This is a genomic window from Streptomyces sp. NPDC032472, from assembly GCF_040636955.1.
Taxonomy (GTDB): Bacteria; Actinomycetota; Actinomycetes; order Streptomycetales; family Streptomycetaceae; genus Streptomyces.
Genome location: NZ_JBEZVK010000054.1, coordinates 21,095 through 45,165, shown reverse-complemented (window position 1 = coordinate 45,165; position 24,071 = coordinate 21,095). Strand labels below are relative to the sequence as shown.

General features: G+C 71.6%; 19 protein-coding genes and 1 pseudogene. 5 read left to right on the top strand and 15 right to left on the bottom strand.

Annotated elements, in window-relative coordinates; translation table 11 throughout:
* The first annotated feature begins 104 nt into the window (after positions 1-104).
* Together AB0F11_RS28520 and AB0F11_RS28515 are read left to right on the top strand one after the other, a co-directional pair.
* Positions 105-1,139 (top strand): AI-2E family transporter, encoded by a 1,035-nt coding sequence (locus AB0F11_RS28520; protein WP_362179544.1) that lies wholly within the window; start codon positions 105-107, stop codon positions 1,137-1,139.
* A 162-nt stretch (positions 1,140-1,301) separates the two neighbouring features.
* Positions 1,302-2,162, top strand: coding sequence for a SigB/SigF/SigG family RNA polymerase sigma factor (locus AB0F11_RS28515; RefSeq protein WP_362179536.1), 861 nt, complete (start codon positions 1,302-1,304; stop codon positions 2,160-2,162).
* A 50-nt stretch (positions 2,163-2,212) separates the two neighbouring features.
* Here AB0F11_RS28515 and AB0F11_RS28510 read toward each other — a convergent pair whose 3' ends face one another.
* Positions 2,213-2,770 (bottom strand): ATP-binding protein, encoded by a 558-nt coding sequence (locus tag AB0F11_RS28510; RefSeq protein ID WP_362179533.1) that lies wholly within the window; start codon positions 2,768-2,770, stop codon positions 2,213-2,215.
* 102 nt (positions 2,771-2,872) lie between these two features.
* Positions 2,873-4,249, bottom strand: a complete 1,377-nt coding sequence (locus AB0F11_RS28505; RefSeq protein ID WP_362179530.1) for an FAD-binding oxidoreductase — start codon at positions 4,247-4,249, stop codon at positions 2,873-2,875.
* Between the two features lie 233 nt (positions 4,250-4,482).
* Between AB0F11_RS28505 and AB0F11_RS28500 the strand changes: the two are divergent.
* Positions 4,483-4,975, top strand: a pseudogene (locus AB0F11_RS28500) (transposase); the annotation flags it as partial.
* Between the two features lie 36 nt (positions 4,976-5,011).
* Here the strand turns inward: AB0F11_RS28500 and AB0F11_RS28495 are convergent.
* The 13 genes from AB0F11_RS28495 to AB0F11_RS28435 form a co-directional block, all read right to left on the bottom strand.
* Positions 5,012-5,338: a hypothetical protein gene (locus tag AB0F11_RS28495; protein ID WP_362179542.1), complete on the bottom strand. Its 327-nt coding sequence runs from the start codon at positions 5,336-5,338 to the stop codon at positions 5,012-5,014.
* A complete protein-coding gene (locus tag AB0F11_RS28490) occupies positions 5,332-5,811 on the bottom strand; it encodes a cupin domain-containing protein (RefSeq protein WP_362179527.1) in 480 nt (159 codons plus the stop codon). Before AB0F11_RS28490 ends, AB0F11_RS28495 begins: the two co-directional genes overlap by 7 nt.
* Positions 5,812-5,954: 143 nt before the next feature.
* Positions 5,955-6,740 (bottom strand): response regulator transcription factor, encoded by a 786-nt coding sequence (locus AB0F11_RS28485; RefSeq protein WP_362179524.1) that lies wholly within the window; start codon positions 6,738-6,740, stop codon positions 5,955-5,957.
* A 197-nt stretch (positions 6,741-6,937) separates the two neighbouring features.
* On the bottom strand, positions 6,938-8,659 hold the full coding sequence (gene tsrT / locus AB0F11_RS28480; protein WP_362179521.1) for a tryptophan 2-C-methyltransferase: 1,722 nt from the start codon (positions 8,657-8,659) through the stop codon (positions 6,938-6,940).
* Between the two features lie 55 nt (positions 8,660-8,714).
* The gene (locus AB0F11_RS28475; RefSeq protein WP_362179518.1) at positions 8,715-9,923 is read right to left on the bottom strand and encodes an acyl-CoA dehydrogenase family protein; all 1,209 of its coding nucleotides are present in this window, start codon (positions 9,921-9,923) and stop codon (positions 8,715-8,717) included.
* Between the two features lie 32 nt (positions 9,924-9,955).
* Positions 9,956-11,260 carry an ATP-grasp domain-containing protein gene (locus AB0F11_RS28470; protein ID WP_362179515.1) on the bottom strand — a complete coding sequence of 435 codons (1,305 nt, stop codon included), beginning with the start codon at positions 11,258-11,260 and terminating at the stop codon, positions 9,956-9,958.
* Positions 11,257-12,540, bottom strand: coding sequence for a SidA/IucD/PvdA family monooxygenase (locus AB0F11_RS28465; RefSeq protein WP_362179513.1), 1,284 nt, complete (start codon positions 12,538-12,540; stop codon positions 11,257-11,259). The genes AB0F11_RS28470 and AB0F11_RS28465 overlap by 4 nt, the downstream gene beginning before the upstream one ends.
* Positions 12,540-13,853 carry an ATP-grasp domain-containing protein gene (locus AB0F11_RS28460; RefSeq protein WP_362179510.1) on the bottom strand — a complete coding sequence of 438 codons (1,314 nt, stop codon included), beginning with the start codon at positions 13,851-13,853 and terminating at the stop codon, positions 12,540-12,542. The genes AB0F11_RS28465 and AB0F11_RS28460 overlap by 1 nt, the downstream gene beginning before the upstream one ends.
* Positions 13,850-15,202, bottom strand: a complete 1,353-nt coding sequence (locus AB0F11_RS28455; protein ID WP_362179507.1) for an MFS transporter — start codon at positions 15,200-15,202, stop codon at positions 13,850-13,852. The genes AB0F11_RS28460 and AB0F11_RS28455 overlap by 4 nt, the downstream gene beginning before the upstream one ends.
* Positions 15,199-16,266 (bottom strand): FAD-binding oxidoreductase, encoded by a 1,068-nt coding sequence (locus AB0F11_RS28450; protein WP_362179504.1) that lies wholly within the window; start codon positions 16,264-16,266, stop codon positions 15,199-15,201. Before AB0F11_RS28450 ends, AB0F11_RS28455 begins: the two co-directional genes overlap by 4 nt.
* The gene (locus tag AB0F11_RS28445; protein WP_362179501.1) at positions 16,263-17,807 is read right to left on the bottom strand and encodes a class I tRNA ligase family protein; all 1,545 of its coding nucleotides are present in this window, start codon (positions 17,805-17,807) and stop codon (positions 16,263-16,265) included. The genes AB0F11_RS28450 and AB0F11_RS28445 overlap by 4 nt, the downstream gene beginning before the upstream one ends.
* The gene (locus AB0F11_RS28440) at positions 17,807-19,126 is read right to left on the bottom strand and encodes a SidA/IucD/PvdA family monooxygenase (protein WP_362179498.1); all 1,320 of its coding nucleotides are present in this window, start codon (positions 19,124-19,126) and stop codon (positions 17,807-17,809) included. Before AB0F11_RS28440 ends, AB0F11_RS28445 begins: the two co-directional genes overlap by 1 nt.
* A 155-nt stretch (positions 19,127-19,281) precedes the next feature.
* Positions 19,282-20,679, bottom strand: coding sequence for an MFS transporter (locus AB0F11_RS28435; RefSeq protein WP_362179495.1), 1,398 nt, complete (start codon positions 20,677-20,679; stop codon positions 19,282-19,284).
* Between the two features lie 143 nt (positions 20,680-20,822).
* Between AB0F11_RS28435 and AB0F11_RS28430 the strand changes: the two genes are divergently transcribed.
* Together AB0F11_RS28430 and AB0F11_RS28425 are read left to right on the top strand one after the other, a co-directional pair.
* Complete coding sequence (locus tag AB0F11_RS28430; RefSeq protein WP_362179492.1) at positions 20,823-21,248, top strand: DUF1992 domain-containing protein; 426 nt, start codon at positions 20,823-20,825, stop codon at positions 21,246-21,248.
* Between the two features lie 97 nt (positions 21,249-21,345).
* A complete protein-coding gene (locus AB0F11_RS28425) occupies positions 21,346-24,048 on the top strand; it encodes a SpoIIE family protein phosphatase (RefSeq protein ID WP_362179489.1) in 2,703 nt (900 codons plus the stop codon).
* Positions 24,049-24,071 lie beyond the last annotated feature (23 nt).

Genomic DNA, 24,071 nt, shown 5'->3' with positions numbered 1-24,071 from the left:
ACCCGAAGGCCCGGGCCCCCCGGGCGGCGGCCCGGATCCGGGCCCGGGCCTACGGGCGCCGGCCGGGCGGCGGCGGGCCGCCGTCGCGGCCGTACGCGGCATCGGTGTCGCCGCTGCTGCGCACGGCCGCGGAGTACGCCTGGCGGCTGCTGGTGATCGGCGCGGTCGTGTACACGGTGTTCATCGTGCTGGGCCGGTTCCACGAGGTGGGCGTGGCCGTTTTCGTCGGGCTGGTGCTGTCCGCCCTGCTGCGGCCGGTGGCCGATCTGCTGGACCGGGGGCTGCCGCGGCCGCTCGCGGTGGCGGTCGCGCTCATCGGCTCGATCGTGCTGCTGCTGGGCGCGCTGGCGTTCGTCGGCGAGACGGTGGCCGCGGAGTGGGACTCCCTGGTGGCGGAGTTCCGGGAGGGGCTGAACCGGCTCCAGCCCCTGCTGGAGCGGGCGCCTCTGCGGCTGGATCCGCATGCACTGACCGGGTTGCGCGACCGCATCGGCGCGTACCTGTCGTCCCATCGCGCGGACCTGGTCAACACCGCGGTGACCGGCGCGGGGCAGGTGGTGCGGGCGCTGACGGTGCTGGTGCTGGCGCTGTTCTGCTCGGTCTTCTTCATCGCCTCGGGCGACCGGCAGTGGACGTGGGTGTGTGCGCAGTTTCCGCGGAGCGCGCAGCCGCGGCTGGCGATCGCCGGCAGGGCCGCGTGGCGGACGTTCACCGGCTACACCCGCGGCATCGTGCTCGTGGCCGCGACGAACGCCCTGCTCGTGGGCATCGCGCTGTACGCACTGGGGGTGCCGCTCGCGGTGCCGCTGGCGCTGCTGGAGTTCTTCGCCGCCTTCATCCCGCTCATCGGGTCGCCGGTGGCGCTGGCGGTGGCGGTGATCGTCGCGCTGGCGGCCAAGGGGCCGCTGGTCGCGGGTCTGGTGGTCGTGCTCATCGTCGTGATCGGGCAGATCGAGGGGCATCTGCTGCACCCGCTGCTGATGAGCTGGGCGGTGCAGCTGCACCCGGTGGTGGTGGCGCTGTCCGTGGTCGCGGGGGCCATCGCGGCCGGGGTGCTGGGCGCGGTGGTGGCCGTACCGCTGGTGTCGGTGGTCTGGTCGGTGCGGCAGGCCCTGCGGCGTACGGCTCCGGGGCCCTGACCGGGGGGCTTGACCGGGCGCGCGGGCGAGCGGCAGCCGTGGTTCGCTTCATGGGCAGGAGGTTCGCTTCGCGGGCCGCCTGTCCGGGTATATCCCTGGAAAGCTCACGAGACGGCCGCGCCGTACGCCCGTGCGGCGCGACCATCCGTCGGAGGAGCCGACATGAGGTACACCGAGGTCACCGAGGGGATCCCGCAGGACACGCTGAGTGTGAGCACCGGCGAGGCCCGCGCTCTGTCGGAGACCCTTTTCCGCCGGCTGCGCGAGCTGGACGAGGGCGGAGCCGCGTACTCGTACGTGCGCAACACGCTCGTCGAGCTGAACCTCAGCCTGGTGAAGTACGCGGCCCGGCGCTTCCGCGGCCGCAGCGAGCCGATGGAGGACATCGTCCAGGTCGGGACGATCGGCCTGATCAAGGCCATCAACCGGTTCGACCCCGACCGGGGAGTGGAATTCACCACCTTCGCGCTGCCGACGATCGTCGGTGAGATCAAACGGTTCTTCCGTGACACCAGCTGGGCCGTCCGGGTGCCCCGGCGGCTCCAGGAGCTGCGGATCGACGCCGCGAAGGCGCACGACGCCCTGGAGCAGGACCTCGGTCGCGAGCCCACGGACACCGAGCTGGCCGAGCACCTGCACCTCACGGCAGAGGAGCTTGCCGAGGGGCAGAAGGCGGCGCACGCCTACTCCGCGCGCTCGCTGGACGCGCCGGCGCGCGAGGACGGCGACCGGCACGCGTACGCCGAGCGGCCCTCGCTCGGCGAGGACGAGGCGGCCTACGACCGCATCGAGTGCCTGGAGGCCCTCAAGCCGGCGCTGGCGGCGCTGCCCCCGCGCGAGCGGACCCTGCTGTCGCTGCGCTTCGGGGGCGAGCTGACCCAGTCGGAGATCGGCGACCGGCTCGGGCTGTCCCAGATGCACGTGTCTCGGCTGCTCAGCCGGACCCTGGCCAGCCTGCGGGCGAGCCTGCTGGAGGATCCTCCCACGGAGGAGCCGCAGGAGCCGCACGCTTGTCAGGATTAGGGCCAGGGGGCCCGGGCCCGGCGGGCTCAGGGCTCCCAGGGCCGTTCGGCTCAACCGGGGCCGTGCGGCCGGGCGAGTGGTGAGGGGACCTCGGCCCACACCTTCTTGCCGGTGCGCCCGTCGCCGTAGGGCTCCCAGCCCCAGTTGCGGGCGAGCCGCTCCAGGACCAGCAGGCCGTGCCCGCCCGGGAGCGCGGGATCGGAGGCGGTTCGGCGACGGGGGGGCTCGGGGCTCCCGTCGCCGACCTCCATGCGCAGCCCGCCGGGGGCGAGGCGCAGGACGAACTCGCGGGGGCCGCCCGCGTGCAGGCAGGCGTTGCTGACCATTTCGGAGACCATCAGCAGGACGTCCTCGGCCGCTTCCGGGGAGTCCGGCAGGGGCATGTGGGGCATGTGCGGGACCGCGGCGTGGGGGGCGCCGTCGGGTTCGGCGATCCAGTGCCAGTCCGTGAGCGCACGGCGGGCGAACTCGCGGCAGCGCGTCACGACTCCGGCGCTCTGGCCGTCGAGGGCCAGTCTGCGGATCTGCTCGGTCACGGCTTCTCCCCCGGCGCCGCCGGTGGGCCCGGCCTCCGTCGCGGTCTCCCGGAACGAGAACCGCCGCACCATGGTGCCTCGTCTCCTGCCCTGCTTCTTGTCCGTTCCCCGCCCGTCTACCCGGCACGGGCGAGAAAATTCACCGGCTCGACGGCACCCGGGCGAGCCCCGCCCTCAGGTGCCGATGGCCTGACCGAAGGTGAAGAAGCCGTCCGGGTCGACCCGTTTCTTGATCTCCACCAGGCGGGGGTAGTTCGTACCGTAGTACGCGGTGCGCCAGTCCGGCAGGTCCGGGTCGATGAAGTTCTGGTACGCCGCCCCGGTCAGGTGGGGTGCGAGCTCCTCCCGCAGCTCGGCCAGCCAGCGCAGGTTCGCCTCCACGGTCCGCGGGCTGTCGTGCTCGCCCCAGGAGGTGTCCATGGTGACCAGGGCGAAGGCGTCGCGGTGGACGAACGCGGTGGCGGCGGGGTCCACCCGGCCGATCGCTCCGCCCCAGGTGTACAGGGCGAGGCCGCTGCCGTCGGGGTTGTCGCCGCCGGGCCGGCGGGCGAGCCGGGCGAGTACGGCGGTCAGGGCCTCGGGGGGCAGCGGCTGCGCGGTGAAGCCGGTGCGTACGGCGAACGCGCCGGCGGACGTCTCGTGCAGCAGGTAGTCCTTGGCCGCCCAGAAGGTGCGGTCGGCGATGTCGTGGCGGACGGGGCGGGTCGCGGCGAGGGCCGGGGCGAGGAGTTCGCGCAGTTCGCCCGCGGGGCCGAGGTGCAGGCCGACGGCCGAGACCACCGGGTCCGAGCCGTCGGCGGCGCTGACGCCGAGCCGCAGCGACAAGGCGTCGGGGGCCCGTAGGGCGAGGTCCTGCAGGGCGGCGAACACCTCGGGTGCGTCCTTGCCTTCCCACAGCAGCAGGCAGGTGGAGACGTCCGCGACGGCGGTGGCGCGGAAGGTGAAGGACAGGTTGATGCCGAAGTTGCCGCCACCGCCGCCGCGGCAGGCCCAGAACAGGTCCGGGTGGTGGTCGGCGTCGCAGGTCACCACCTCGCCGTCGGCGGTCATCAGGGTGGTGCCGACGAGGGCGTCCGCGGTGAGTCCGAGGGTGCGGGAGGTGGAGGAGGTGCCGCCGCCGAGGGTGAGGCCGGCGATGCCGACCGAGGCGCCGTTGCCGAGGGCGAACGCCATCTCGTGGGGCCGTATCGCGGCGTACACATCGGCCATGCGCGCGCCGCCTGCCGCGGTGACGAGCCCGGTGGAGCCGTCGGCGGTCACTCGGTTCAGTGCGCCGAGGTCGACGACGAGGCCGGTGCCCACGGAGTATCCGGCGTAGCTGTGGCCGCCGCTGCGCGCGACGAGGGCGGTGCCGGTGTCGCGGGCCCAGGCCAGGGCGGTGCGGATGTCGTCGGTGTCGGCCGCGCGGAGGACGCCGCCGGGCGTGGTGGAGCGGTACCGCTTGTTGAACGCGGCGCTGGACGCGTGGAACCCGGCTGCGCCGGGACGCAGCACGCGGCCCCGGGCGAGCTTCTCCAGTCGCTGCCAGTCCGCCTCGGATGCGCCGTTCACCTGATGTCTCCCAGCATGTCCCGACCGTCGGGCCGGGAAGGAATGGATCCTTGGCACGGAGCCGCGAAGCGGCTGAGTTCTCTCCGCATCTGTTCTGACCTGCACTCTCATCCGTTGTCAGTGGGGCGGTTACGTTGTGGAACGTGACGGTTACAGCAGCGGCGGCCGAGAGCGTGGCCGGGCACGCCCGGTACACGTACCGGCTGGGCGTGTCGTCCACCGCGCTCTCGCTCCTGGAAGCGGAGTGGGCGCGGTGCAGGTGGGTGTGGAACGAGTGCGTGGCGCTCTCCCGCAAGGTCCACGGTCTGAACAAGACCGCCGTGGAGAAGACCACCTGTGGTCCGGCGCAGCTCGACAGGATGCCGACCGGGGCCCGGCGGTCCATGGGATGGCTGCGCGAGGGTGCTTCGGTGAGGATTCCGCATCAAGGACGGCCGACCGCACCTGGCCGGCGGGATCGTGCTGACGGTGGTGTGGTCCCGTGACCTGCCCTCTGCTCCGTCGTCGGTGCGGGTGTACCGCGACAGCCCGGGCCATTGGTACGCCTCCTTCGTCGCCGCCACCGAAACCGTGCCCCTGGCTGCCACCAGCCGGGCGATAGGCATCGACCGGGGCGTGACGCAAACCGCGACCACCACCTCCGACGCCCACGACCTCCCGCACGCCCAACACGGGAAGACGGCCGCCGCGAAGCTCGCCCGCTACCAGCGACAGATGGCCCGACGGGCGACGCCGAAGAACCGGCGCGACACGGGGAGGATGTCAATGCACCTCTTCTATGTAGGAGATCCCGGTCGCGGCGTGCGGGCCGTAGCGCTCCCAGACCTCGCGGAGCCGCAGGCGGCCGTCTTCGGCGACCTCTGGCGTGTTGACCGTGCGTCCGCAGACCACCTCGCCGGTCGCGAACACGAGGGTGTAGCCCATGGAGAGGGTGCCGTCCGGTGCGCAGGTGCCGACGGTCCAGCCGCGCCGCACCGCGCCGCCGGCGACCTCTGCCCAGACCAGGTCGCCCTGCTGGTGGTAGACGGCGACGGTACGGGCGTCGCCGTGGGGTTTGCGGAACCTCCGGCCGTCGTAGTCGATCACGATGCCGGATCCGGTTCGGCGGTCTCGGCGAGAAATTCGGCGGACATGTCGCGGCCCCACCAGATCGCGTAGTAGGAGAAGTCCTCGTCGTGTTCGTTGACGATGTGGTGCTCGATGCCGCCGCGCATGAGGGCGAGGTCGCCGGCCTGGAGTGCGTGGCGGCGGCCGTTGCAGACCATGTCGGCGCGGCCGGCCATGACGATGAACAGCTCGCGTTCGCGGTGGGTGTGCGCCTCGGTCACATCGCCCGGGCGCAGGACGCACCAGGCGCCGCGGAACGGGGCGTTGAGTCCGGGCCAGGGCATCAGCATCCCGAGGTCCAGGCCGTGGTCGCGGACGAGGCGGTCGGGCTCGCCCCTGCGGACGGTGACGTCGGCGTCGGCGTCCTTTCCGCGTCCGGTTTCCCCGCCGGTTCTGCCGACGTTTTCCGCTGTGTTCTTTCCGGTGTTCTTTCCGGTGTTTTTCCTGTCGGTCAACGTTCCGCTCCGATCGGTGTCATTTCCTTGCGGCGGCGGTGACGTCGATCAGGTTAGGAGCGGGACTTTCCCTTTCGACAGGGGAAGCGTTCCCCTGTCGAAAGGGAATGGGGCGCCCGGCGGTGCCGGCAGGGAATTGCGGTTCAGCCCTGGCCGAGGCCCGCGTCGCGGGCGAGGACGATGGCCTGCGAGCGGTCGGCCACGCCGAGTTTGGCGAATATCACGGAGACCCGGTTGCTCACGGTCTTGGAGGCCAGGACGAGTTCGCGGGCGATGGCCGCATTCGACTTCCCCGCCGCGATGCGTTCCAGGACGTCGCGCTCGCGGTTGGTGAGCTGGGGGAAGGGATAGTAGTACTGCCCGGTCGCCGGGCAGATCAGTGTGCCGAGCCGATTGGCGATCGATTTGTCGACGATGGCCTCGCCGGCCGCCACGGCCTGGATGCCACGGACGATCCGGTCGGCGTCCGCCCGCTTGAAGAGGTAGCCGCGGGCCCCCGCCTGCAGGGCGGAGGTGATCACCTTGTCGTCGTCGACGGAGCTGAACACGAGCACGCCCGTTTCCGGCCTCAGACGCAATACCTGCGCTATCACCCGCATTCCGGAGGACTCGTCCATGCCCGGGTCGAGGACCAGGACATGGGGCCTGCAGCGGGACGTTTCCGCGATCACCTCGTCCGTCGTGGCGGCTTCGCCGACGACGGATATCCCCCCGGACCGCTCCAGGACGGAGCGGACGCCGTGGCGAATCGCGGGCTGCGAGTCGGCCAGTACGACGGTGACGGCGGCGGTGGTGGCGGTTGCCGTGGCGACGGGCCTGCCGACGAGTACCCCGCCCCCTTCGGGGCGTCGGCCGGCCAGACCTCTATACGGCTCGGCGTGTGACGAGAGTGGCCAGAGTAACCCCTTGACGTGCGCTATCTGATTCATTGTTTCCTACCCCCCGGATGGTTTCCCCTACGGCGGCCCATGCCGGCCGGCCGGTACCAGAATGGTGCAGAGGCCAGGCGCACCGCAATGGTCAGGGGGGATACCGAAGTGGCGCGACAGGTATGTTCAAGGCGGCATCGACATTCGAACTTTCGCGGCGCACTTCATACGTTTCAAACATTTTGATTCACGGCGCATCAGGTGCCGGCCGGGCCGAGCACTCCGGTGTCGCGCGCCTGGCGCAAAATCGCCTCTCGATCGCGCCAATGCGACCAGAATGCACCGGTGTACCCGAGTCCGCTCAGACTGGTCAGGAAGGGGTTGTCGGCATAGTTGTTGTCGTGCTCGCTGGACCCCGACAGCGTGGGCAGCATCACCCGGTGGTGGTCGGAAGGGTCGACGAGCTCCCAGAGCAGCTCCACCGACCGGCTCCACCGCCCCGAAGGGTCGGCGAGCGTCTCCGCGTCCTCCAGCAGGTCCGGCGAAAAGTAGCAGACCAGGCGGAAGTTGCCCGCCGCGTCGAACATGAACTGGCGTTCGTACTCCACGGGCCCGGAGCACTGGGCCAGCGGTTTGAGGACGATGGGTTCGGTGGCCGTGTTCGACTGCAGTCCGGACACCGTCCGCACCCCGTCGCACTGCTCGGCCAGGGCGATGCCCATCGGCGTGTACGGGAACAGCCGCAGCCCGAGCGAGAACCCGGTGACCGTGGCGTCCAGCGCCATGAAGGCCTCGACGCACTCGCGGATGGTCTGCGCCGTCTCGCCGGGCATGCCGAACAGGGCCTCGACCATGGTCAGCATGCCGTGGGCGTGGCACAGCCGGACCAGTTTCTCGGTGTCGGCGAAGGTGTAGTAGGTGGTGCCCTTCCCCGTCACCTTCCAGCCGCGCAGCATGTCCTCGCGTACGTGGTCGGAGCCCACGTTCACGCCCTTGCAGCCGGCGGCCGCGAGGAGCTCGGCGAACTCCTCGTCGAACGGAGAGGGCTGGCAGTACACCCACAGCCGCAGCTCGTTCAGCGGGTTGCCGGCATCGGCGTGCTTGCGCCGGACGATCTCGCGCAGCACGTTCTTCGCGTGGGATATGGAGAGGTTGAACTCGCTGTCGGTGGTGTGCTGGTCGAGGATCCCCTGCGCGGCGAGGGACTCCATCTCGTCGACGACGGCGGCCACGTCGCGCCGGCCGAAGCTCGTGCCCTTGGCGTCCGGCTCGACGCAGTGCGAGCAGCGGTAGGTGCAGCCGTTCTTGGTGAGGATCCCGGCGAGTCCGCCGCGCCGGTAGTACAGCAGGTTGTCCACCTTGTGCGGCGCCCCCGAGCGGCGGACGTACGTCCCGGACCGCTGCACCTGCCAGACCCGGTCCTCGAACTGGCCGCCGGGCAGCAGGGGTGTCGGCCGCCGCGGCGCCGGCACGAGGACCGGCGGCGGGACCCGGATCACGCCCTGCGGGGTGTTGCGGATGAGGCCCGGCACCGTGCCGGGGTCGCGTCCGGTGACCAGGGCGTCGGCGAGGTCGCAGATGATCTGCTCACCGGGTCCCTTCACCCCGAAGTCGATGCCGAAGTAGTCGACCAGGGCGAACGGCATCGAGGAGAATCCGATGCCGCCGCCGACGATCGGCGCCTCGGTCAGCCGCCTGATCTCGGTGATGATCTCCTTGTGCTCCCCGATGAACGGGCGTTGCTCGAAGGCGTACACGGTGTCGGTGTTGCGGACCGTGACCCCGACGAGCAGGGGGCCGCGCTGTGCGAAGTACTCGGTGAGGCAGGTCTTCCAGTCCTCCCGGTGGAAGGTGAGGTCGAGCACCTCCACCTCGAAGTCGGCGGCTTCCAGCGCGGTGGTGAGCACGTCGAGTGCGTACGGTGCGATCGGCGGGTGCACCTTGTTGGGGTTGACCAGTAGTACGAGACCTCGGCCCATCGGATCTCCTCCCCCGTGGTGGGCGTGTGAACGGCCTGGCGGGCGGGTCGCGCCCCTACTTGACCAGGCCGAGGCTCATGCGGAACTTGGGCGGGCGGCCCAGCAGGTAGGCGCCGCCCGACTCCAGGAGCAGGTCGGAGGCGGCAACGTGCTGGCGCATGGTGGCGGTGTCGCGCATCCAGCGGTCCATCGGCGACGTCCGGTTGATCGACCAGGTCTGCAGTAGGTCGTAGAGCCGGTTGACGATCGAGCGCGAGGTCCGGAAGGCGTGCACCCAGGCCAGCGAGTACGAGGCCCGCTCGTCCGGGGTGAGGTCGTCCGGGGTGCCGCCGCCGGCCAGGGCCTCCCACTGGCGTTGCGCGCTCGCGTACACGCCGCTGCGGGTGGCGTGGAAGTCCGCCTCGCACTCGGCGATGGTCACCTGGACCCGGAAGATGTCCGACCAGGCCGTGTTCGTCATCCGGTCGACGCGCTTCTGCACCGTCTGCCTGGTGTGGTCCAGGGCGGCGCGGGCCACTCCGAGCGGCACTCCGCACAGGTTGCGCATGAAGGAGTCCGGCTGGGCGAGCGGACCCGGCCGGCCCTTCACGTTGAAGAACGTGTAGGTGTGCTCCTCCGGGACGAACACGTCGGTGATCGTGTAGTCGCAGCTGCCACTGCCCCGCAGGCCCGTGGTGTCCCAGTTGTCGATCAGCTCGACCCGGTCGCGGGGGACCAGGAACTGGCGCGATGCATGGGAGTTGCTGCCGTCCGGGCTCGCCCAGGGCTTGCCGTCCTGGTAGATGAAGGCCCCCGAGGTCACCCAGCCGCTGTGGTGGATCCCACTGCCGAAGGACCAGCGGCCCGTGAGCCGGAATCCGCCGGGGACCCGCTCGGCGTGGCCGGTGGGGAAGATGAGGCCGGCGGTGATCGTGTCGAGGTCCGCGAAGACCTCCTTGGCGGTCGCCGGCTCCAGGAAGTTGCTGATCGCCCCGCTCATGGAGCCGATCGCCGCGCACCAGCCGGCGGAGGCGTCCCCGTAGGCCAGTGCCTCGACGACCTCGGTCTGCTGCATCGAGGTCAGCTCGGGGCCGCCGAAGTCGCGGCCGAAGCTCATCCGGAAGACGCCGGTGTCGCGCAGCATGTCCACGACGTCCGCGGGCAGGTGGCCCGTCTGCTCGATCTCCGGTGCGCGCTCCCGCAGCAGCGGGGCCAGTGCCTTGGCGCGGGCCAGGATCTCTTCGGCGGTCTCGGGCGCCGCGGCGCTCGGAGTCCAGGTGGTCATGTGTTCCCCCTCGTGGTGATGGCTGGTGCCGGTCAGTCGTCCACGTCGAGCAGGCCGGCCGGCATGGCGAACGGAGCGTCCGCCCGCGGCGGGCCGATCGGCTCCGTATCGAGTTCGACCAGGGCCGCCGCTGCATCGAGGCGCTCCGAGCAGGTGCGGGTGTCGGCGGCCTCGCACACCACGAAGGAGTGGCGTGCCAGGTATCCGCCGGGCGGCAGCCGCAGCACGGTGCCGGGCTCCGCCATGGGTGCCGCGGCGACCAGGCCCGGCGCCTCGGCCGGCACGGTCACCTTCTTCAGCAGGCAGTCGCGCTCCGGGTAGCCGAAGCGGATGCCGGCGACGGCCCGCCGGGTGGGGCGGGTGTCGGGGCGCTGCCCGGTGGCGACGTCGAAGAGCACCGCGCCGGGTTCGATGCCGGTCGCGGTCCTGCCGAGGAAGGGGATCAGGTCGCCGCCGAGCCGGCCGTTGATCTCGATGACCAGCGGCCCGCGGTCGGTGAGCCGGATCTCGCTGTGGGTGATGCCGTCCTCGATGCCGAGGGCGCGGTGGGCCCGGGCCAGGGTGTCCATCAACTCCCGGTCCTGCATCAGCGGATCGGCCGCGTCGACCACGTGCCCGACCTCCTCGAAGTACGGCTCGTCGCTGCTGTGCTTGCGGGCCACGAACATCGGGAGGTACTCGCCCTTGTGGACGGCGCCGTCGACGCTGATCTCCGGGCCGGGCGCGTACCCCTCGACGATGGCGCTCGCGCGGTACGGTCCCGGGTCGACCTCGCTCGCGGACAGGGCGATGCGGAACGCCGTCTCCAGTTCGGCCTCGTCGGCGGCGAAGACGACACCGATGCTGGCGCCCATGGCCCGGGGTTTGAGGACCACGGGGTAGCCGATGCGTGCGGCGGCGGCCTTGGCCTCCGCCACGGTGGTGGTCAGGGCGAAGCCGGGCTGGTGCAGGCCCGCCGCGGTGAGCTCCGCGCGGGTGCGCTGCTTGTCGCGGCAGCCGCGTACGCCGGGCACGGACAGCCCCGGCACGCCGAACTCGGCGGCGAGCAGGCCGGCGTCGAGCACGAGGGGCTCGTCCCAGCACATGAGGCCGACGATGCGGCGGCGGGCGGCCACCTCGCGGGCGGCTGCGTTCAGCGCCTCGGTGTCGAAGACGTTGGCGACGGCGATCTCGTCGAAGTACTCGCGCTGCCAGGTGGGTTTGAGGTTGTTGACCAGCACCGTCTCCAGTCCGGCGGCGAGGGCGCGCCGGCGGATCGGTGCGATGAGGTACTCGCGGTACACCTTCAGTCCGCTGCCGATGACGAGCAGCGTGCCGGGGCGGGATTCCTGCGTCATCGGGCGCTCCTGGCTTGGGTGGTGGCGCGGCGGGCGAGGAGGTCGTCGAGAATGTCCTTCGAGCGGTTGGCCAGCACGCTGATCAGGGAGTCCGCGATCCCGTGGGTCTCCTCGTTCACGCCCTGCAGGTAGACCGCTCCCCAGGCCGACTCCCCCAGCTCCACCCGGTAGTTCCGACCGACCTGGACCTCCTCGTCCAGGCCCAGCCGGGCCGCGAGGTCACGCACCAGTTCCGGCTTGCGCGGATCGAAACCCGTCCCGAGCAAGACCAGGTCGCACCGCAGCGGTTCGGTCTTCCCGCTCAGACGGTCCCTCAGATCGAGGACGACCTCCTCGCCCTCCATCCGCGCCGAGACCACCTCGGTCATCGCCCGGACCTCCGAACGCTCCTCCCCCAGCATCCGCTGCCGATACAACATCATGTACAACTCGTCCAAAAACGGCGGCGCCAACCCCGCATAATTCGTGAACCGCATCTCGTCCAACACCTGCGCCCGCACCTGCGGCGCAGCCCCGTAGAAATCATCCACGAACGACGGGAAGAACAACTCGTTCACGAACTTCGACGTCTGGTAGTTCTGCAGCCCGATCGACCGCACCACCATCGTCACCCGACTCCTCGGCAAATTCTCGTGCACCGCGAAAAACATCTCCGCCGCACTCTGCGCACCCCCCACCACCACAACCCGCAACGCCTCGTCCCGACCCACCCGCGCAATCCGCGAACGGTACTGCGCACTGTGAATCACCCGATCCGACGCCAGCCCCGCAAACACCCCCGGCACCCGCGCATCACGCCCACCCCCCACCCCCCGAACCCGACACCGCACCCGATCCCCGTCCGACAGCAGCACCTCCCACCCCGCCACCGCACCATCCGAACCCGCCACCGGATCCACCCGCACCACCCGCGCCCCATAGCGGATCCCCACCCGCTCCAACGAAGACGCCACCCACTGCAGATAATCCGAAAACTCCCACCGGAACGGATGAAACGTCCCCAGATTCACGAACTCGTCCAACCGGCCCCGCTCATGCAGAAAATTCAGAAACGAGAACCGACTCGTCGGATTCCGCAACGTCACCAGGTCCTTCAAAAACGACACCTGACTCCGCGCCCACGGCATCAACAGATCACGCTGCCACTTGATGTCCGGACCCTGCTCCAACAACAACGTCCCGTCCGCCAACCCGTCCGCACCCGACTCCTCAATGGCCACCGCAAGCGCCAAATTCGCCGGACCCGCACCGATCGCCAGAACACCGACCTCCCGACCCATCACACTTCCCCCTCGATGTCGATCCGGATGAGTTCCGCCGCCCTTTCGGCGCGGCGCCGTGCTTCGGCGGGGCTGTCCGCGGTGGCCATGACGATGCCGGTGCGGTCCCAGGAGTGCCGCAGGCCCGTGAGCAGGTCGCCGGGTTCGACGGTGACCGCGGCGAGGAACACTCCGTCCGCCTCGCGCGCGTCCTCTACGCCGTGCACGGCCGTGACGCGTCCCGGTCCGGCGGCCAGGAACCGTACGGCCGCTGCGCCCTTGGCGTGCCGGGGCAGTTCGCCCGGCGGCTCCTCGCCCTTCATCAGCGCGTAGTAGCTCCGCAGGAGCTCCACGGGGTAGGCGAGCTGGATGGTGTCGAGGATGCCGCCGCCGGCGAGCCGGCCCGCGCATTCCACCAGGTACGGGACGCCGCCGGAGACGATCCATTCGCAGTGGATCGTGCCGGTGCGGAAGTCCACGGCCCGCACGACGTGCTCGGTCTGCGCGACGAGCAGCTCCGCGCGCTGTGCGGGGATGTCGGCCGGCACGGTGTGGGCCCGTTCCACGGGGTGGGGCCCGGGGAAGAGCTCTTTGCCGGTGACGTTGGCGAAGAGGGTGCGGCCGTCGCGGACGAGCAGTTCCACGCTGTACTCGGGGCCGTCGACGTACTGCTCGACCAGCATGGAGAGGTCCATGGGCCGGTCGGGTACGAAGACGCCCTCGTCTTGGACGAGGCAGTCGACCCATGCCTGCGCGACCTCGGCCGGGCCGTGGATGACCCGGGTGCCGACGGAGGCCTGGCGGTTGGCCGGCTTGAGGACGACGGGACCGGACCGGCCGCGCAGGAACTCCAGGACCCCGTCCGGGCCCGAGACGGCGGCCACGGCCGGATTGGCGATCCCGGCGGCGGCGCCGACCTGCCTCAGGAGCGCCTTGTCGCGCAGGATCCGGGCGGCGCCGAGGCCGGCGCCGGGCAGGCCGTAGCGTTCGGCGAGCCGGGCGGCGAAGGGGGTGGCGTACTCGATGGCCGGGATGACCGCGGACGGGGCGAGGTCGGGGTGGGCGTTGTGGAACTCGTCGGCCTTGCCCTCGAGGTGGTACTCCCAGGCGATCAGGCCGCGCACGAACGGGACGCCGTCGATCTGGTCGTGCACCCGCCGTTTGCGGATGACGTCCGGCTCCTCGACGTAGATCACGGAGTCGTCCGGCTGGAACGCGGCGATGAGGCCCATGGTGACGCCGACGAACCCCACGACGAGGACCGGCCCGGGCGGCGGTGCGGTGGGCGGTGTGGCCGGCGGTGTGTGCCGGGGGGTGTCCGGTGCTGCGGTCATGAGGTGCCTCCGACGGCTTCGGGCTCGCCCTGGGTGGTCGGGCCGGGATCTTCGGCTGCTGGGGCGGGCTCCGGTTCGGGCGGCGCCTTCACACCCGCGAGGGCGAGGAATCCGGCGACGGCGGTGAGGACGCCGCACAACAGCCAGAAGCTGCTGCCGAGCCGGGTCCAGGCGTAGACGCCGAACAGCGGGGCGACCGCAGAGGCCGCGCCGCCCACGGCCTGCATGGTGCCGATGTAGCGGGCCTTGACCGTGGCGGGGAACGTCGCCGGGTGGGCGAACATGCTCGGAGCGGCGATCATGATGCCGCAGACGGCGAGGACCGCGGCGGCGATGGTGAACGCGCCGGAGCGCGAGGACAGTCCGTAGACGGCGAGCCCGGCGGCCTCGACCAGGTGGCCGGTGATGACGCGGACGTGCTTGGGCAGCCGGCTCAGATAGGCGGTGATCTTGAGCTCGCAGCTGATCAGCACGACGGACGACACCGTGAGCACCGTGCTGTAGAAGCCGGTCGGGTAGCCGTCCTCGACGAGTTCGAGGGGCAGCGCGATATGGCCCTGTGCATACGTGAGCGAGCCGAGCAGGACCGCGGCCAGGTACAGGAGGTACTTCCGGTCGCGGACCATCGCGGCGTACGCGGCGCTGCTGCTCGGGGCGGGCGGCGGTGATGCGGCGGCGGCCTTGGCGCCGTCGCCGGTGTCCGCGGCCGTCTCGGTGTCGTCCTGGCCGAGCTTCTTGGGCAGCAGGGCGAAGGCGAGCAGCGAGTACAGCAGTGCGGTCGCCCCGTCGACCCAGAAGAGGAGGTCCCAGTCGACGAGGATGAGTCCGGCGGCGATCAGCGGTGCCAGTGCGGCGCCGATGTTGAGCGCGATCCGCATCATCGAGAAGGCCATGACCTGGTAGCGGTCGGGCATCAGGTCGCTGAGCAGGACGGCCGCGGCCGGCCGGTAGGCCTGCGTGAACAGGCCCGCGAGGCCGACCGCCACGAGCAGCGGCCAGAGCTGCGTGAGTCCGCTCAGCCACGAGACCGCCGCCACGAGCGGGGCCGAGGCGGCCATGGCGGCCGTGATCGCGGTGCGCGGGCCGAACCGCTGGGTGATCTCCCCGCCGAGCATGGTGCCGAAGACGGAGCCGATGCTGTAGGCGACGAGCGACAGGCCGGCCACGGCCACCGACACGCCGCGGTGGGTGAGGTACAGCACGAGGAAGGTCTGGACGAAGGCGCCGAGCTGGTTGACCAGGACGCCCCCGAGGAGGTACTGGACCGGTGCGGGTGTGGCCTTGAGCGCCTCCAGCACGCCGATCGGCGCGTCCTCCCCCGCCTTCTGCCTCCCCTTCTCCTTCGTCATACCGGTCCCTCCTTCAGGGCCTCGACGATCACGCCCGCGACGAGCGGGGCCTGACTGAATCCGGAGCCGCCGCAGGCCGGGCGGGACCAGACGGCGGGGCCGACGCGGGCGAGCTGCGCGCCGCCGGTCTCGGCGTCGCTCGCGTAGTGGCACGCGGTGACCGCCTCGACGGTGTAGCGGTGCAGATGGGTCACGGGGGCCGTCTGGGCCAGCAGTTCCGACCAGGGCAGTTGGCTCTCGTCCTCGCAGTCCGCGGTGGTGGCCACGGTGCGGCAGACCGCATCAGAGCTGATCTTGAGCAGGGTTCCCTCGCCGGGCGGTACCACCCAGCCGCGTCCGTCCGGGCCGAGGCCGCCCGCGGCGGGCGCGTTGTCCCACCAGCGGGCGGCGTTGTCGGGCGGCCGCAGGTACATCACGGTCTGGCGGTGCAGGACGACCGGGTGCTCGACGAGGTCGCGCGCCCACGGGCCGGCCGCGACGAGCACCAGGTCGCCGCCGAGGGTCTCCCCGCCGGCCAGCTCGACCTTCGCCGAGTCCGTCTCGACGCCGGTCACCGGGGTGTACGGGCGCAGCGTCACCGCGGGGTGCCGGTGCAGCCAGCGGGCGGCGGCGTGCAGGACGCGTTCCGCGAGCAGGACGCCGGCGCCGGCCTCCCACAGGCCCGCGGAGTCGGCGGGGAACTCCAGGTGCGGCAGCCGTTCGGGGGCCACCCGTTCGACGGCGACACCGGCCTCGGCCGCGGCGGCGGCCACCGCCGGCAGCTCTTCGCGGGGCCAGGCGGTCACCACCCCCACGCGGCGGAGGATCCGGGTGCCCAACAGGGCCTCCAGTTCCAGCCAGCGGTGGTGGGCGGCGGCTCTGCGCCGGGTTTCCGCGGGGTCGTTCGGGCTGAAGTTGCGGATGACCCGGTGCTGGTCGAAGGAGCTCGATTCCGGATTCGGGACCGGGCCGCGGTCGAGCACCGTGACGCGGTGGCCGGCGAGGGCGCACTCCACCGCGGTCAGCAGTCCGGTGACGCCCGCTCCGACGACCACCACCCGGCGGGTGGCGATCGCCGCGCTCACTGCCCGCGCTCCGCCAGCCGTGGCAGGCGTACGGGGGTGAACTGCGTGGCGGTCGGCCGTGCGGGGATGGCGGGGTCGGGCAGGGCGGCCTGCTCGGCGAGGTCGATGAGGACGGGCGCCGCACAGCGCAGGAAGACGTCGACCTCGTGGCAGAAGTCGCCGGCGTCGGCCGGTGCGACGTCCCGGCCGTCGAGGCGGGCGAGTTGCTCGGTCAGGGTGAAGGCGACCGCAGTGAGGCTGAACCGGCGCACGTCGCAGGCAGCGGCGAATCGTTCCAGCATGCGGGCCGCGGCCGCTCTGGACTGTTCGGAGACGGGCAGTGGTCCCTGCCCCCGCTCGGCCCAGGCGCCCACCTTGTCGGCGACCCGGTTCCACGGCTGCACGAGCCGCTCGCGGGTCACCCGTTCCAGTGCCTCCCGGGTGAAGTTGGTCCGCTGGAAGTCCGGGCCGGTCGCGGCGAGGTAGTAGCGGATGAGGTCGCGGGGGACCTCGGCGGCGAGCTGCCGGCCGGTGACGACGTGGCCGCGGCTGGTGGAGAACTTGTCGTGGTCGAGCTCGTAGAACTCGTTCGTGACGAAGTGGTCGGGCAGGGCGTATCCGCCGAGGGCCTCCAGCATGGCGGCCCCGACGACCGCGAAGGCGAAGCCGGCGTCGGACCCGAAGAAGTACACCACCCGCGGCCGGGCCTCGGCGAACCACAGTTCGTCGTCGGCGGCCAGGACCCCGCCGCGCTGCTCGGCGGCCAGCGCGGTGCCGTGCATGCTCCAGGCGATGGTCTCGGCGTCGGCGTAGAGCACCTGGCCGGAGACCTCGGGGAAGGGGGCGGGGATGCCCCAGGAGATCGGCAGGGTGATCGGGTAGTCCGGGAGCGGGCGGGCGAGGATCTCCTCGACCATCTGGGCCAGGCGGGGCCGCATGGTCGCGCTCTTGCGCGCGAAGTAGGCGGTGAGCGCGGCGCGGTGCTCTTCCAGCGGCAGGACCAGGACCTGCTGCTCGCGCAGCTCGACCGGGTCGTCGGGGTGCAGGGTCGAGCGGGGGTCTATCAGGTCGCCGGAGGCGATCCAGTGCCCGCAGTTCTCGCAGAGACCGGCGCAGCCGTCGGCGAGGCAGACGGGGCAGCCGCCGCGGACGTAGGCGTCGGTGAGGAACTCGCCGGTGCGCGGCGCGTAAGGGAAGCCGATGGCCTTGAGGCGCAGGGCGCCCCGGCTGTGGAGGCGCTCGAAGAAGTGCCGGACGGTTTTGACGTAGCGGTCACCGAACCGGACGAACCCGTCGGGGCGGATGCCCACGGCGGCCAGCGTCTCCTCGACCTGCGCGGCGGAGCGGGTGCGTAACTCCTCGGGCTGGGCGCCGAGTCTGCGGGCGGTGGTGACGATGTAGTTCTGCGTGAAGTGCACTCCGCTGGCGAAGAGGACGTCCTGGCCGGCGGCGCGCGCGTAGCGGGCGCAGACGTCGGCGGCGAGGAAGGGGCCGGCGAGGTGGCCCAGGTGCAGGTCGCCGTTGGCGGTGGGGCCGGGTGCGATCACCAGCGTCTTGGCCATCAGGCGCTCCTGGCTTCGGTGGTGGGGTTCGCCTGGGTGGTGGCGCTCCTGGCTTGGGTGGTGGCGCGGCGGGCGAGGAGGTCGTCGAGGATGTCCTTCGAGCGGTTGGCCAGCACGCTGATCAGGGAGTCCGCGATCCCGTGGGTCTCCTCGTTCACGCCCTGCAGGTAGACCGCTCCCCAGGCCGACTCCCCCAGCTCCACCCGGTAGTTCCGACCGACCTGGACCTCCTCGTCCAGGCCCAGCCGGGCCGCGAGGTCACGCACCAGTTCCGGCTTGCGCGGATCGAAACCCGTCCCGAGCAAGACCAGGTCGCACCGCAGCGGTTCGGTCTTCCCGCTCAGACGGTCCCTCAGATCGAGGACGACCTCCTCGCCCTCCATCCGCGCCGAGACCACCTCGGTCATCGCCCGGACCTCCGAACGCTCCTCCCCCAGCATCCGCTGCCGATACAACATCATGTACAACTCGTCCAAAAACGGCGGCGCCAACCCCGCATAATTCGTGAACCGCATCTCGTCCAACACCTGCGCCCGCACCTGCGGCGCAGCCCCGTAGAAATCATCCACGAACGACGGGAAGAACAACTCGTTCACGAACTTCGACGTCTGGTAGTTCTGCAGCCCGATCGACCGCACCACCATCGTCACCCGACTCCTCGGCAAATTCTCGTGCACCGCGAAAAACATCTCCGCCGCACTCTGCGCACCCCCCACCACCACAACCCGCAACGCCTCGTCCCGACCCACCCGCGCAATCCGCGAACGGTACTGCGCACTGTGAATCACCCGATCCGACGCCAGCCCCGCACACACCCCCGGCACCCGCGCATAACGGCCACCCCCCAACCCCACAACCCGACACCGCACCCGATCCCCGTCCGACAGCAGCACCTCCCACCCCGCCACCGCACCATCCGAACCCGCCACCGGATCCACCCGCACCACCCGCGCCCCATAGCGGATCCCCACCCGCTCCAACGAAGACGCCACCCACTGCAGATAATCCGAAAACTCCCACCGGAACGGATGAAACGTCCCCAGATTCACGAACTCGTCCAACCGGCCCCGCTCATGCAGAAAATTCAGGAACGAGAACCGACTCGTCGGATTCCGCAACGTCACCAGGTCCTTCAAAAACGACACCTGACTCCGCGCCCACGGCATCAACAGATCACGCTGCCACTTGATGTCCGGACCCTGCTCCAACAACAACGTCCCGTCCGCCAACCCGTCCGCACCCGACTCCTCAATGGCCACCGCAAGCGCCAAATTCGCCGGACCCGCACCGATCGCCAGAACACCGACCTCCCGACCCATCACACTTCCCCCTCGCTCCCCGGTGATCCCCTTCGCCGACTGGCAGGAGCGAGGCTAGGTATCCGCCGTTCCCCGTCGATAGGGGAACGTGTCCCGTCGACTGGGGAATCTGGGGCGGGGAAGCGGTGCCGGGACCGAAGTGCGCCGGGCCGGGGTCAGGCGGCGGGCGCGGCACCCGACGCGGTCGGGACGTGGGGCCCGGCCGGTGCGGGCCGGACGGCATCCAGCCGCCGCATGCTGGCCCGGCGCTGTACGACGGCCAGTCCGGCGACCGCGGCTCCCAGCGCGAGCCAGCCGGCGGGCCCGGCGGTCATCACCGCGCCGGTCAGCAGCAGCGGCCCGGCGGCCTTCTGCGCGGCGGAGGAGATGCCCGCCACGCCCAGGTACGAGGCGCGCGCTTCCCGGGGCGCGAGGGAGACGGCCAGTTCCCAGGAGGTGACCGAGCGGACGAGCTCCGCTGCGGTGACCAGCACGGCGGCGGCGAGGAGGGCGGCGGTGGCGGCCCAGGCGCCGTGGGCCGGGGTGAGGGCGAGGAGGGTGCAGGTGGCCAGCATGGCCAGGCCGTACCAGCCGACGGCGGCCGCGGCCTGGCGGGGCGTCTCGACCCTGGCCGAGACGGTCAGCTGGAGGACGACGACGAGCACCGTGTTGATCACGAGGAAGGCGGGGACCACGGCGTGCGGGGCGTCCGTGTGGTGGACGAGCCACAGCGGGAGTCCGACGTTGAGGAGGGAGTCGTCCAGGGTCATCGGGATGTCGAGGAGGACGAAGCGGAGGTAGCCGCGGTCGCGCCACGGGTTCTGCCCGCTCGGTGCGCCGGGTGCGGTCTGCGACGCGCCGCTGCCCTCGGGGACGCTGCCCTGCGGGGCGCCGGAGTGGGCGGCGACGCGGCCGTGGCCGTGCGGTTCGCGGGTGCGCCCCACCAGGACCGCGGCGGCGAGGAAGGAGAGGGCGTTGGCCAGGATGAGGGCCTCGTAGGCGGTGCGGGTGCCGACGGCGAGGCCGAGGGCTGCGATGCCGGCGCCGAGCGCGTAGCCCGCGTTGGCGGCGCTGCGCGACAGTGCCTGGTAGGTGGCGCGGCGCTCGCCCGCCACGCGGGTGGCGAACAGCATCTCCAGGGTCTTGGCCGCGCGGTCGCCCAGGGTGGTGAGGGCGACGACGAGCAGCAGCACCTCGAAGCGGGTGAGCACGAGCAGGGCGCAGAGGGCGACGAGGCGCAGCAGGTGGCAGGTGATCAGCAGCGGGCGGAGCTCGAAGCGGTCGGCCAGGTGGCCGGCCAGGGGTGAGCCGGCGATGCCGGCCACGGCGCCCGCGCCCAGCAGCAGGCCGAGACGGCCGGCGTCGAGTCCGACGACGAAGGTGAAGAACAGGACCGAGGAGGCGGCCCAGACGCCCGTGCCCGTGCGGTCCACGAGCTGGCCGAACAGCATGATCCGCGCGTCCCGCCCGCCGGGCGGCCGCCGCAGCTGGGCCAGCAGGCCGCCGGCCTCCTTGCCGCCACGCGCGCCGGCGTTCGCGCTCGTACCGGTCCGTGCGGCGTGCCGCTGCCCCATCCCAGGCCTCCGAGTGCCGAGTTTCCCCCGTAGAAATATCTCGACGTCGAGATACTTCGCGGTAGCCTGCCGGAGATTAATCTCGACGTCAAGATATTTAGGGGGCGATACGCTGGTGCCACAGGCCACCGAGGGGAGGAACCGTGACCGAGCGCAAGCCGCCGGGCGTCAGCTTCGAGTCCTGGGTCGACCGGCAGATCAGGGAGGCTGCCGAGCGCGGCGAGTTCGAGCAGTTGGAGGGGCTCGGCAAGCCGCTGGCCTCGCTCGACACGCCGTACGACGAGATGTGGTGGATCAAGGACAAGATGCACCGCGAGGGGTTCGCAGCACTTCCGCCCTCCCTGGCCCTGCGCAAGGAGGCCGAGGACACGCTGGAGGCCGTCCGCGCCGCCCGCTCCGAGCGCCGTGTCCGGGAGCTCCTCGACGCCGTCAACGAGAAGATCGCGGCGGCGCTGCGCATGCCGCCGCCCGGACCGCCCCTGCGCCTGTCCCCCTTCGACATCGAAGAGGTCCTCGCGCAGTGGCGCGCGCAGCGCACGGACGGCGCGGGCCCCGCAACCGCCGGCTGAGCCGCCGCCCGGAGCGCCGAACCGGCCGACACCGGCGAATCGCCCACGAAAGAGCACGTCCGGCCCTCCCGGCCCAGAGCCGGTGACAGTGCTACAAATGGTTCGTGACCCATCCTTGCAGCCCGTGCCGGGGACGTCGGTGCGGTCACTGAGCGGGAAGCGCCCGCGGAGCGTCGCCAGACAGGTATTCGTCCTTCAGGTGGCGATCGTGGTGCTGCTCGCGGCCGGCGCGGTCCTGGCCCTGGTGCTCCAGTCGACCCACGACGTGGACCGGGAGGCCCGCAACCGTTCTGTGGCGGTCGCCGAGACCTTCGCCCACTCCCTCGGGCTGCACGCGGCGCTGAAGGCCCCCGACCCCTCCAAGATCCTGCAGCCCCTCACCGAGGAGACGCGCAAGGAGGCGGGGGTCGACTTCATCGTCGTGATGGACACCAACGGCATCCGCTACACCCACCCGCTGCCCGACCGCATCGGCAAGCGTTTCGTCGGCAACATCCAGCCCTCACTGGCCGGCCAGGTCCACACGGAGAGCGTCCAGGGGCCCCTGGGCAAGGAGATCCAGGCCATCGTCCCGGTCTTCGCCAACGGCAACAGCGGGCGGGTCGAGGCGCTGGTGTCGGCCGGCCTCACGGTCAAGAACGTCACCGGCGTGGTCTACCGGCAGCTCCCCGTCATCCTCGCCACCAGCGCGGCGGGCCTGGCCCTGGGCACGGCCGGCGCCGCGTTGATCAGCCGGCGGCTGCGCCGGCAGACCCGGGGCCTCGGCCCGCTCGAGATGACCCGGATGTACGAGCACCACGACGCGGTGCTGCACTCCGTACGCGAAGGGGTGCTGATCATCGACGGGGGCGGGCAGCTGCTGCTCGCCAACGACGAGGCGAAACGTCTGCTCAACCTGCCGCCCGACGCCGAGGGCCGGCACATCCGGCAGCTGGCGGAACTCGACGGGCACCTGGCCGACCTCCTGCTCTCCGGCCGCGAGGCCACCGACGAGGTCCTGGAGGCCGGGGAACGGCTGCTGGTCATCAACCAGCGGCCCACCCGGCCGCGCGGCGGCAGGGCCGAGGGGATGGCCGTCACCATCCGGGACTCCACCGAGATGCGGGTCCTGACCACCCGCGCGGAGGCCGCCCGCAGGCGGCTGCGCCTGCTGTACGACGCCGGCGTCGGCGTGGGCACCACCCTCGACGTGGAGCAGACGGCGCAGGAGCTCGCGGACGTGGCCGTTCCGCGCTTCGCGGACTTCGCCACCGTGGACCTGCTGGAGCCCGTGCTCGCCGGCGACGAGCCCACCGCCGCGGTCGCGGACCTGCGCCGCACCGGCGTGAGCGGCATCCGCGACGACATCCCGCTCTACCCCCGCGGCCGGATGATCGACTTCGTGCCGTCCACCCCGCAGGCCCGCGGCCTCAGCAGCGGCAAGGCCGAGCTGATCGAGTACCTGGCCGACACCCCCGGCTGGTACGTCCAGGACCCGCCGCGGGCCCAGGCCGTCATCGACTACGGGATCCACTCCCTGATCACCGCCCCGCTCAAGGCCCGCGGCGTCGTCCTCGGGCTCGTCAACTTCTGGCGGTCCGAGAAGCCGGAGCCCTTCGACGAGGAGGACCTCTCCCTGGCCGAGGAGCTCGTGGCCCGGGCCGGGGTCAGCATCGACAACGCCCGCCGCTACACGCGCGAGCACGCCGTCGCCGTGGCCCTGCAGCACAGCCTGCTGCCGCGCGACCTGCCCGAGCAGAGCGCCGTGGAGGTGTCCCACTTCTACCTGCCCGCCACGTCCGGGGTGGGCGGGGACTGGTTCGACGTGATCCCGCTGCCGGGCGGCCGGGTCGCGCTCGTCGTGGGTGACGTCGTCGGGCACGGGCTGCACGCCGCGGCCGCGATGGGCCGGCTGCGGACGGCGGTCCTCAACTTCTCCTCGCTCGACCTGCCGCCCGACGAGCTCCTCGCCCGCCTCGACGACCTCGTCCAGTACACCGACCAGAGCGGGGAGGGCGGCGGCGTCGAGGGCGGCCTCGTCGGGGCCACGTGCCTGTACGCCGTGTACGACGCGGTGACCCGGCAGTGCACGGTGGCCCGGGCCGGGCACGTCCCACCGCTGGTGGTGCACCCCGACGGCCGCGTGGAGACCCCCGAACTGCCCGCCGGGGCGCCGCTGGGGCTGGGCGGCTTCCCCTTCGAGGCGGCAGAGCTGGACCTCCCCGAGGGCGCCCGGCTGGTCCTGTACACCGACGGGCTGATCGAGGACCGCTCCCGCGACATCGACGAGGGCCTCGACCGGCTCCGCTCCGCCGTCGCCCACCCCGACCGCAGCCCGGGGGACACCGTGCGGGCCGTCCTCGAGGAGCTGCCGCCCGAGCACGCCCGAGACGACGTGGCCCTGCTGGTCGCCCGGACCACCGTGCTGCCGGCGGACTGCATCGCCGAATGGGACGTTCCGTTCGAGCCGAGCGCCGTCGCCACCTTGCGGGCCGAGGCGGTGGCGAAGCTGGACGAGTGGGGGCTGGCCGAGCTCGGCTTCGGCACCGAACTGGTGCTCAGCGAGCTCATCACCAACGCCATCCGGCACGGTGCCGAGCCGGTGCGGGTCCGGCTGCTGCGCGACCGGGTGCTGACCTGCGAGGTCTTCGACGGCAGCAGCAGCTCCCCCCGCCTGCACTACGCGGCCACCACCGACGAGGGAGGCCGCGGGCTGTTCCTCGTGGCCCAGCTCAGCCGGCGGTGGGGCGCCCGGTACACGCCCGACGGGAAGGTCATCTGGTCCGAGCAGCAGCTGCCGGACGCGGAGGGCGGGGACTGAGTCCTGAGTCCTGGATCCTCGGT

Coding starts and splice junctions, on each gene's coding strand:
- AB0F11_RS28470 (WP_362179515.1), bottom strand. CDS start 11,260: ATGACGCAGGAATCCCGCCCCGGCACGCTGCTCGTCATCGGCAGCGGA.
- AB0F11_RS28515 (WP_362179536.1), top strand. CDS start 1,302: ATGAGGTACACCGAGGTCACCGAGGGGATCCCGCAGGACACGCTGAGT.
- AB0F11_RS28455 (WP_362179507.1), bottom strand. CDS start 15,202: ATGACGAAGGAGAAGGGGAGGCAGAAGGCGGGGGAGGACGCGCCGATC.
- AB0F11_RS28465 (WP_362179513.1), bottom strand. CDS start 12,540: ATGGGTCGGGAGGTCGGTGTTCTGGCGATCGGTGCGGGTCCGGCGAAT.
- AB0F11_RS28435 (WP_362179495.1), bottom strand. CDS start 20,679: ATGGGGCAGCGGCACGCCGCACGGACCGGTACGAGCGCGAACGCCGGC.
- AB0F11_RS28445 (WP_362179501.1), bottom strand. CDS start 17,807: ATGGCCAAGACGCTGGTGATCGCACCCGGCCCCACCGCCAACGGCGAC.
- AB0F11_RS28440 (WP_362179498.1), bottom strand. CDS start 19,126: ATGGGTCGGGAGGTCGGTGTTCTGGCGATCGGTGCGGGTCCGGCGAAT.
- AB0F11_RS28485 (WP_362179524.1), bottom strand. CDS start 6,740: ATGAATCAGATAGCGCACGTCAAGGGGTTACTCTGGCCACTCTCGTCA.
- AB0F11_RS28510 (WP_362179533.1), bottom strand. CDS start 2,770: ATGGTGCGGCGGTTCTCGTTCCGGGAGACCGCGACGGAGGCCGGGCCC.
- AB0F11_RS28460 (WP_362179510.1), bottom strand. CDS start 13,853: ATGACCGCAGCACCGGACACCCCCCGGCACACACCGCCGGCCACACCG.
- AB0F11_RS28425 (WP_362179489.1), top strand. CDS start 21,346: ATGGTTCGTGACCCATCCTTGCAGCCCGTGCCGGGGACGTCGGTGCGG.
- tsrT (WP_362179521.1), bottom strand. CDS start 8,659: ATGGGCCGAGGTCTCGTACTACTGGTCAACCCCAACAAGGTGCACCCG.
- AB0F11_RS28475 (WP_362179518.1), bottom strand. CDS start 9,923: ATGACCACCTGGACTCCGAGCGCCGCGGCGCCCGAGACCGCCGAAGAG.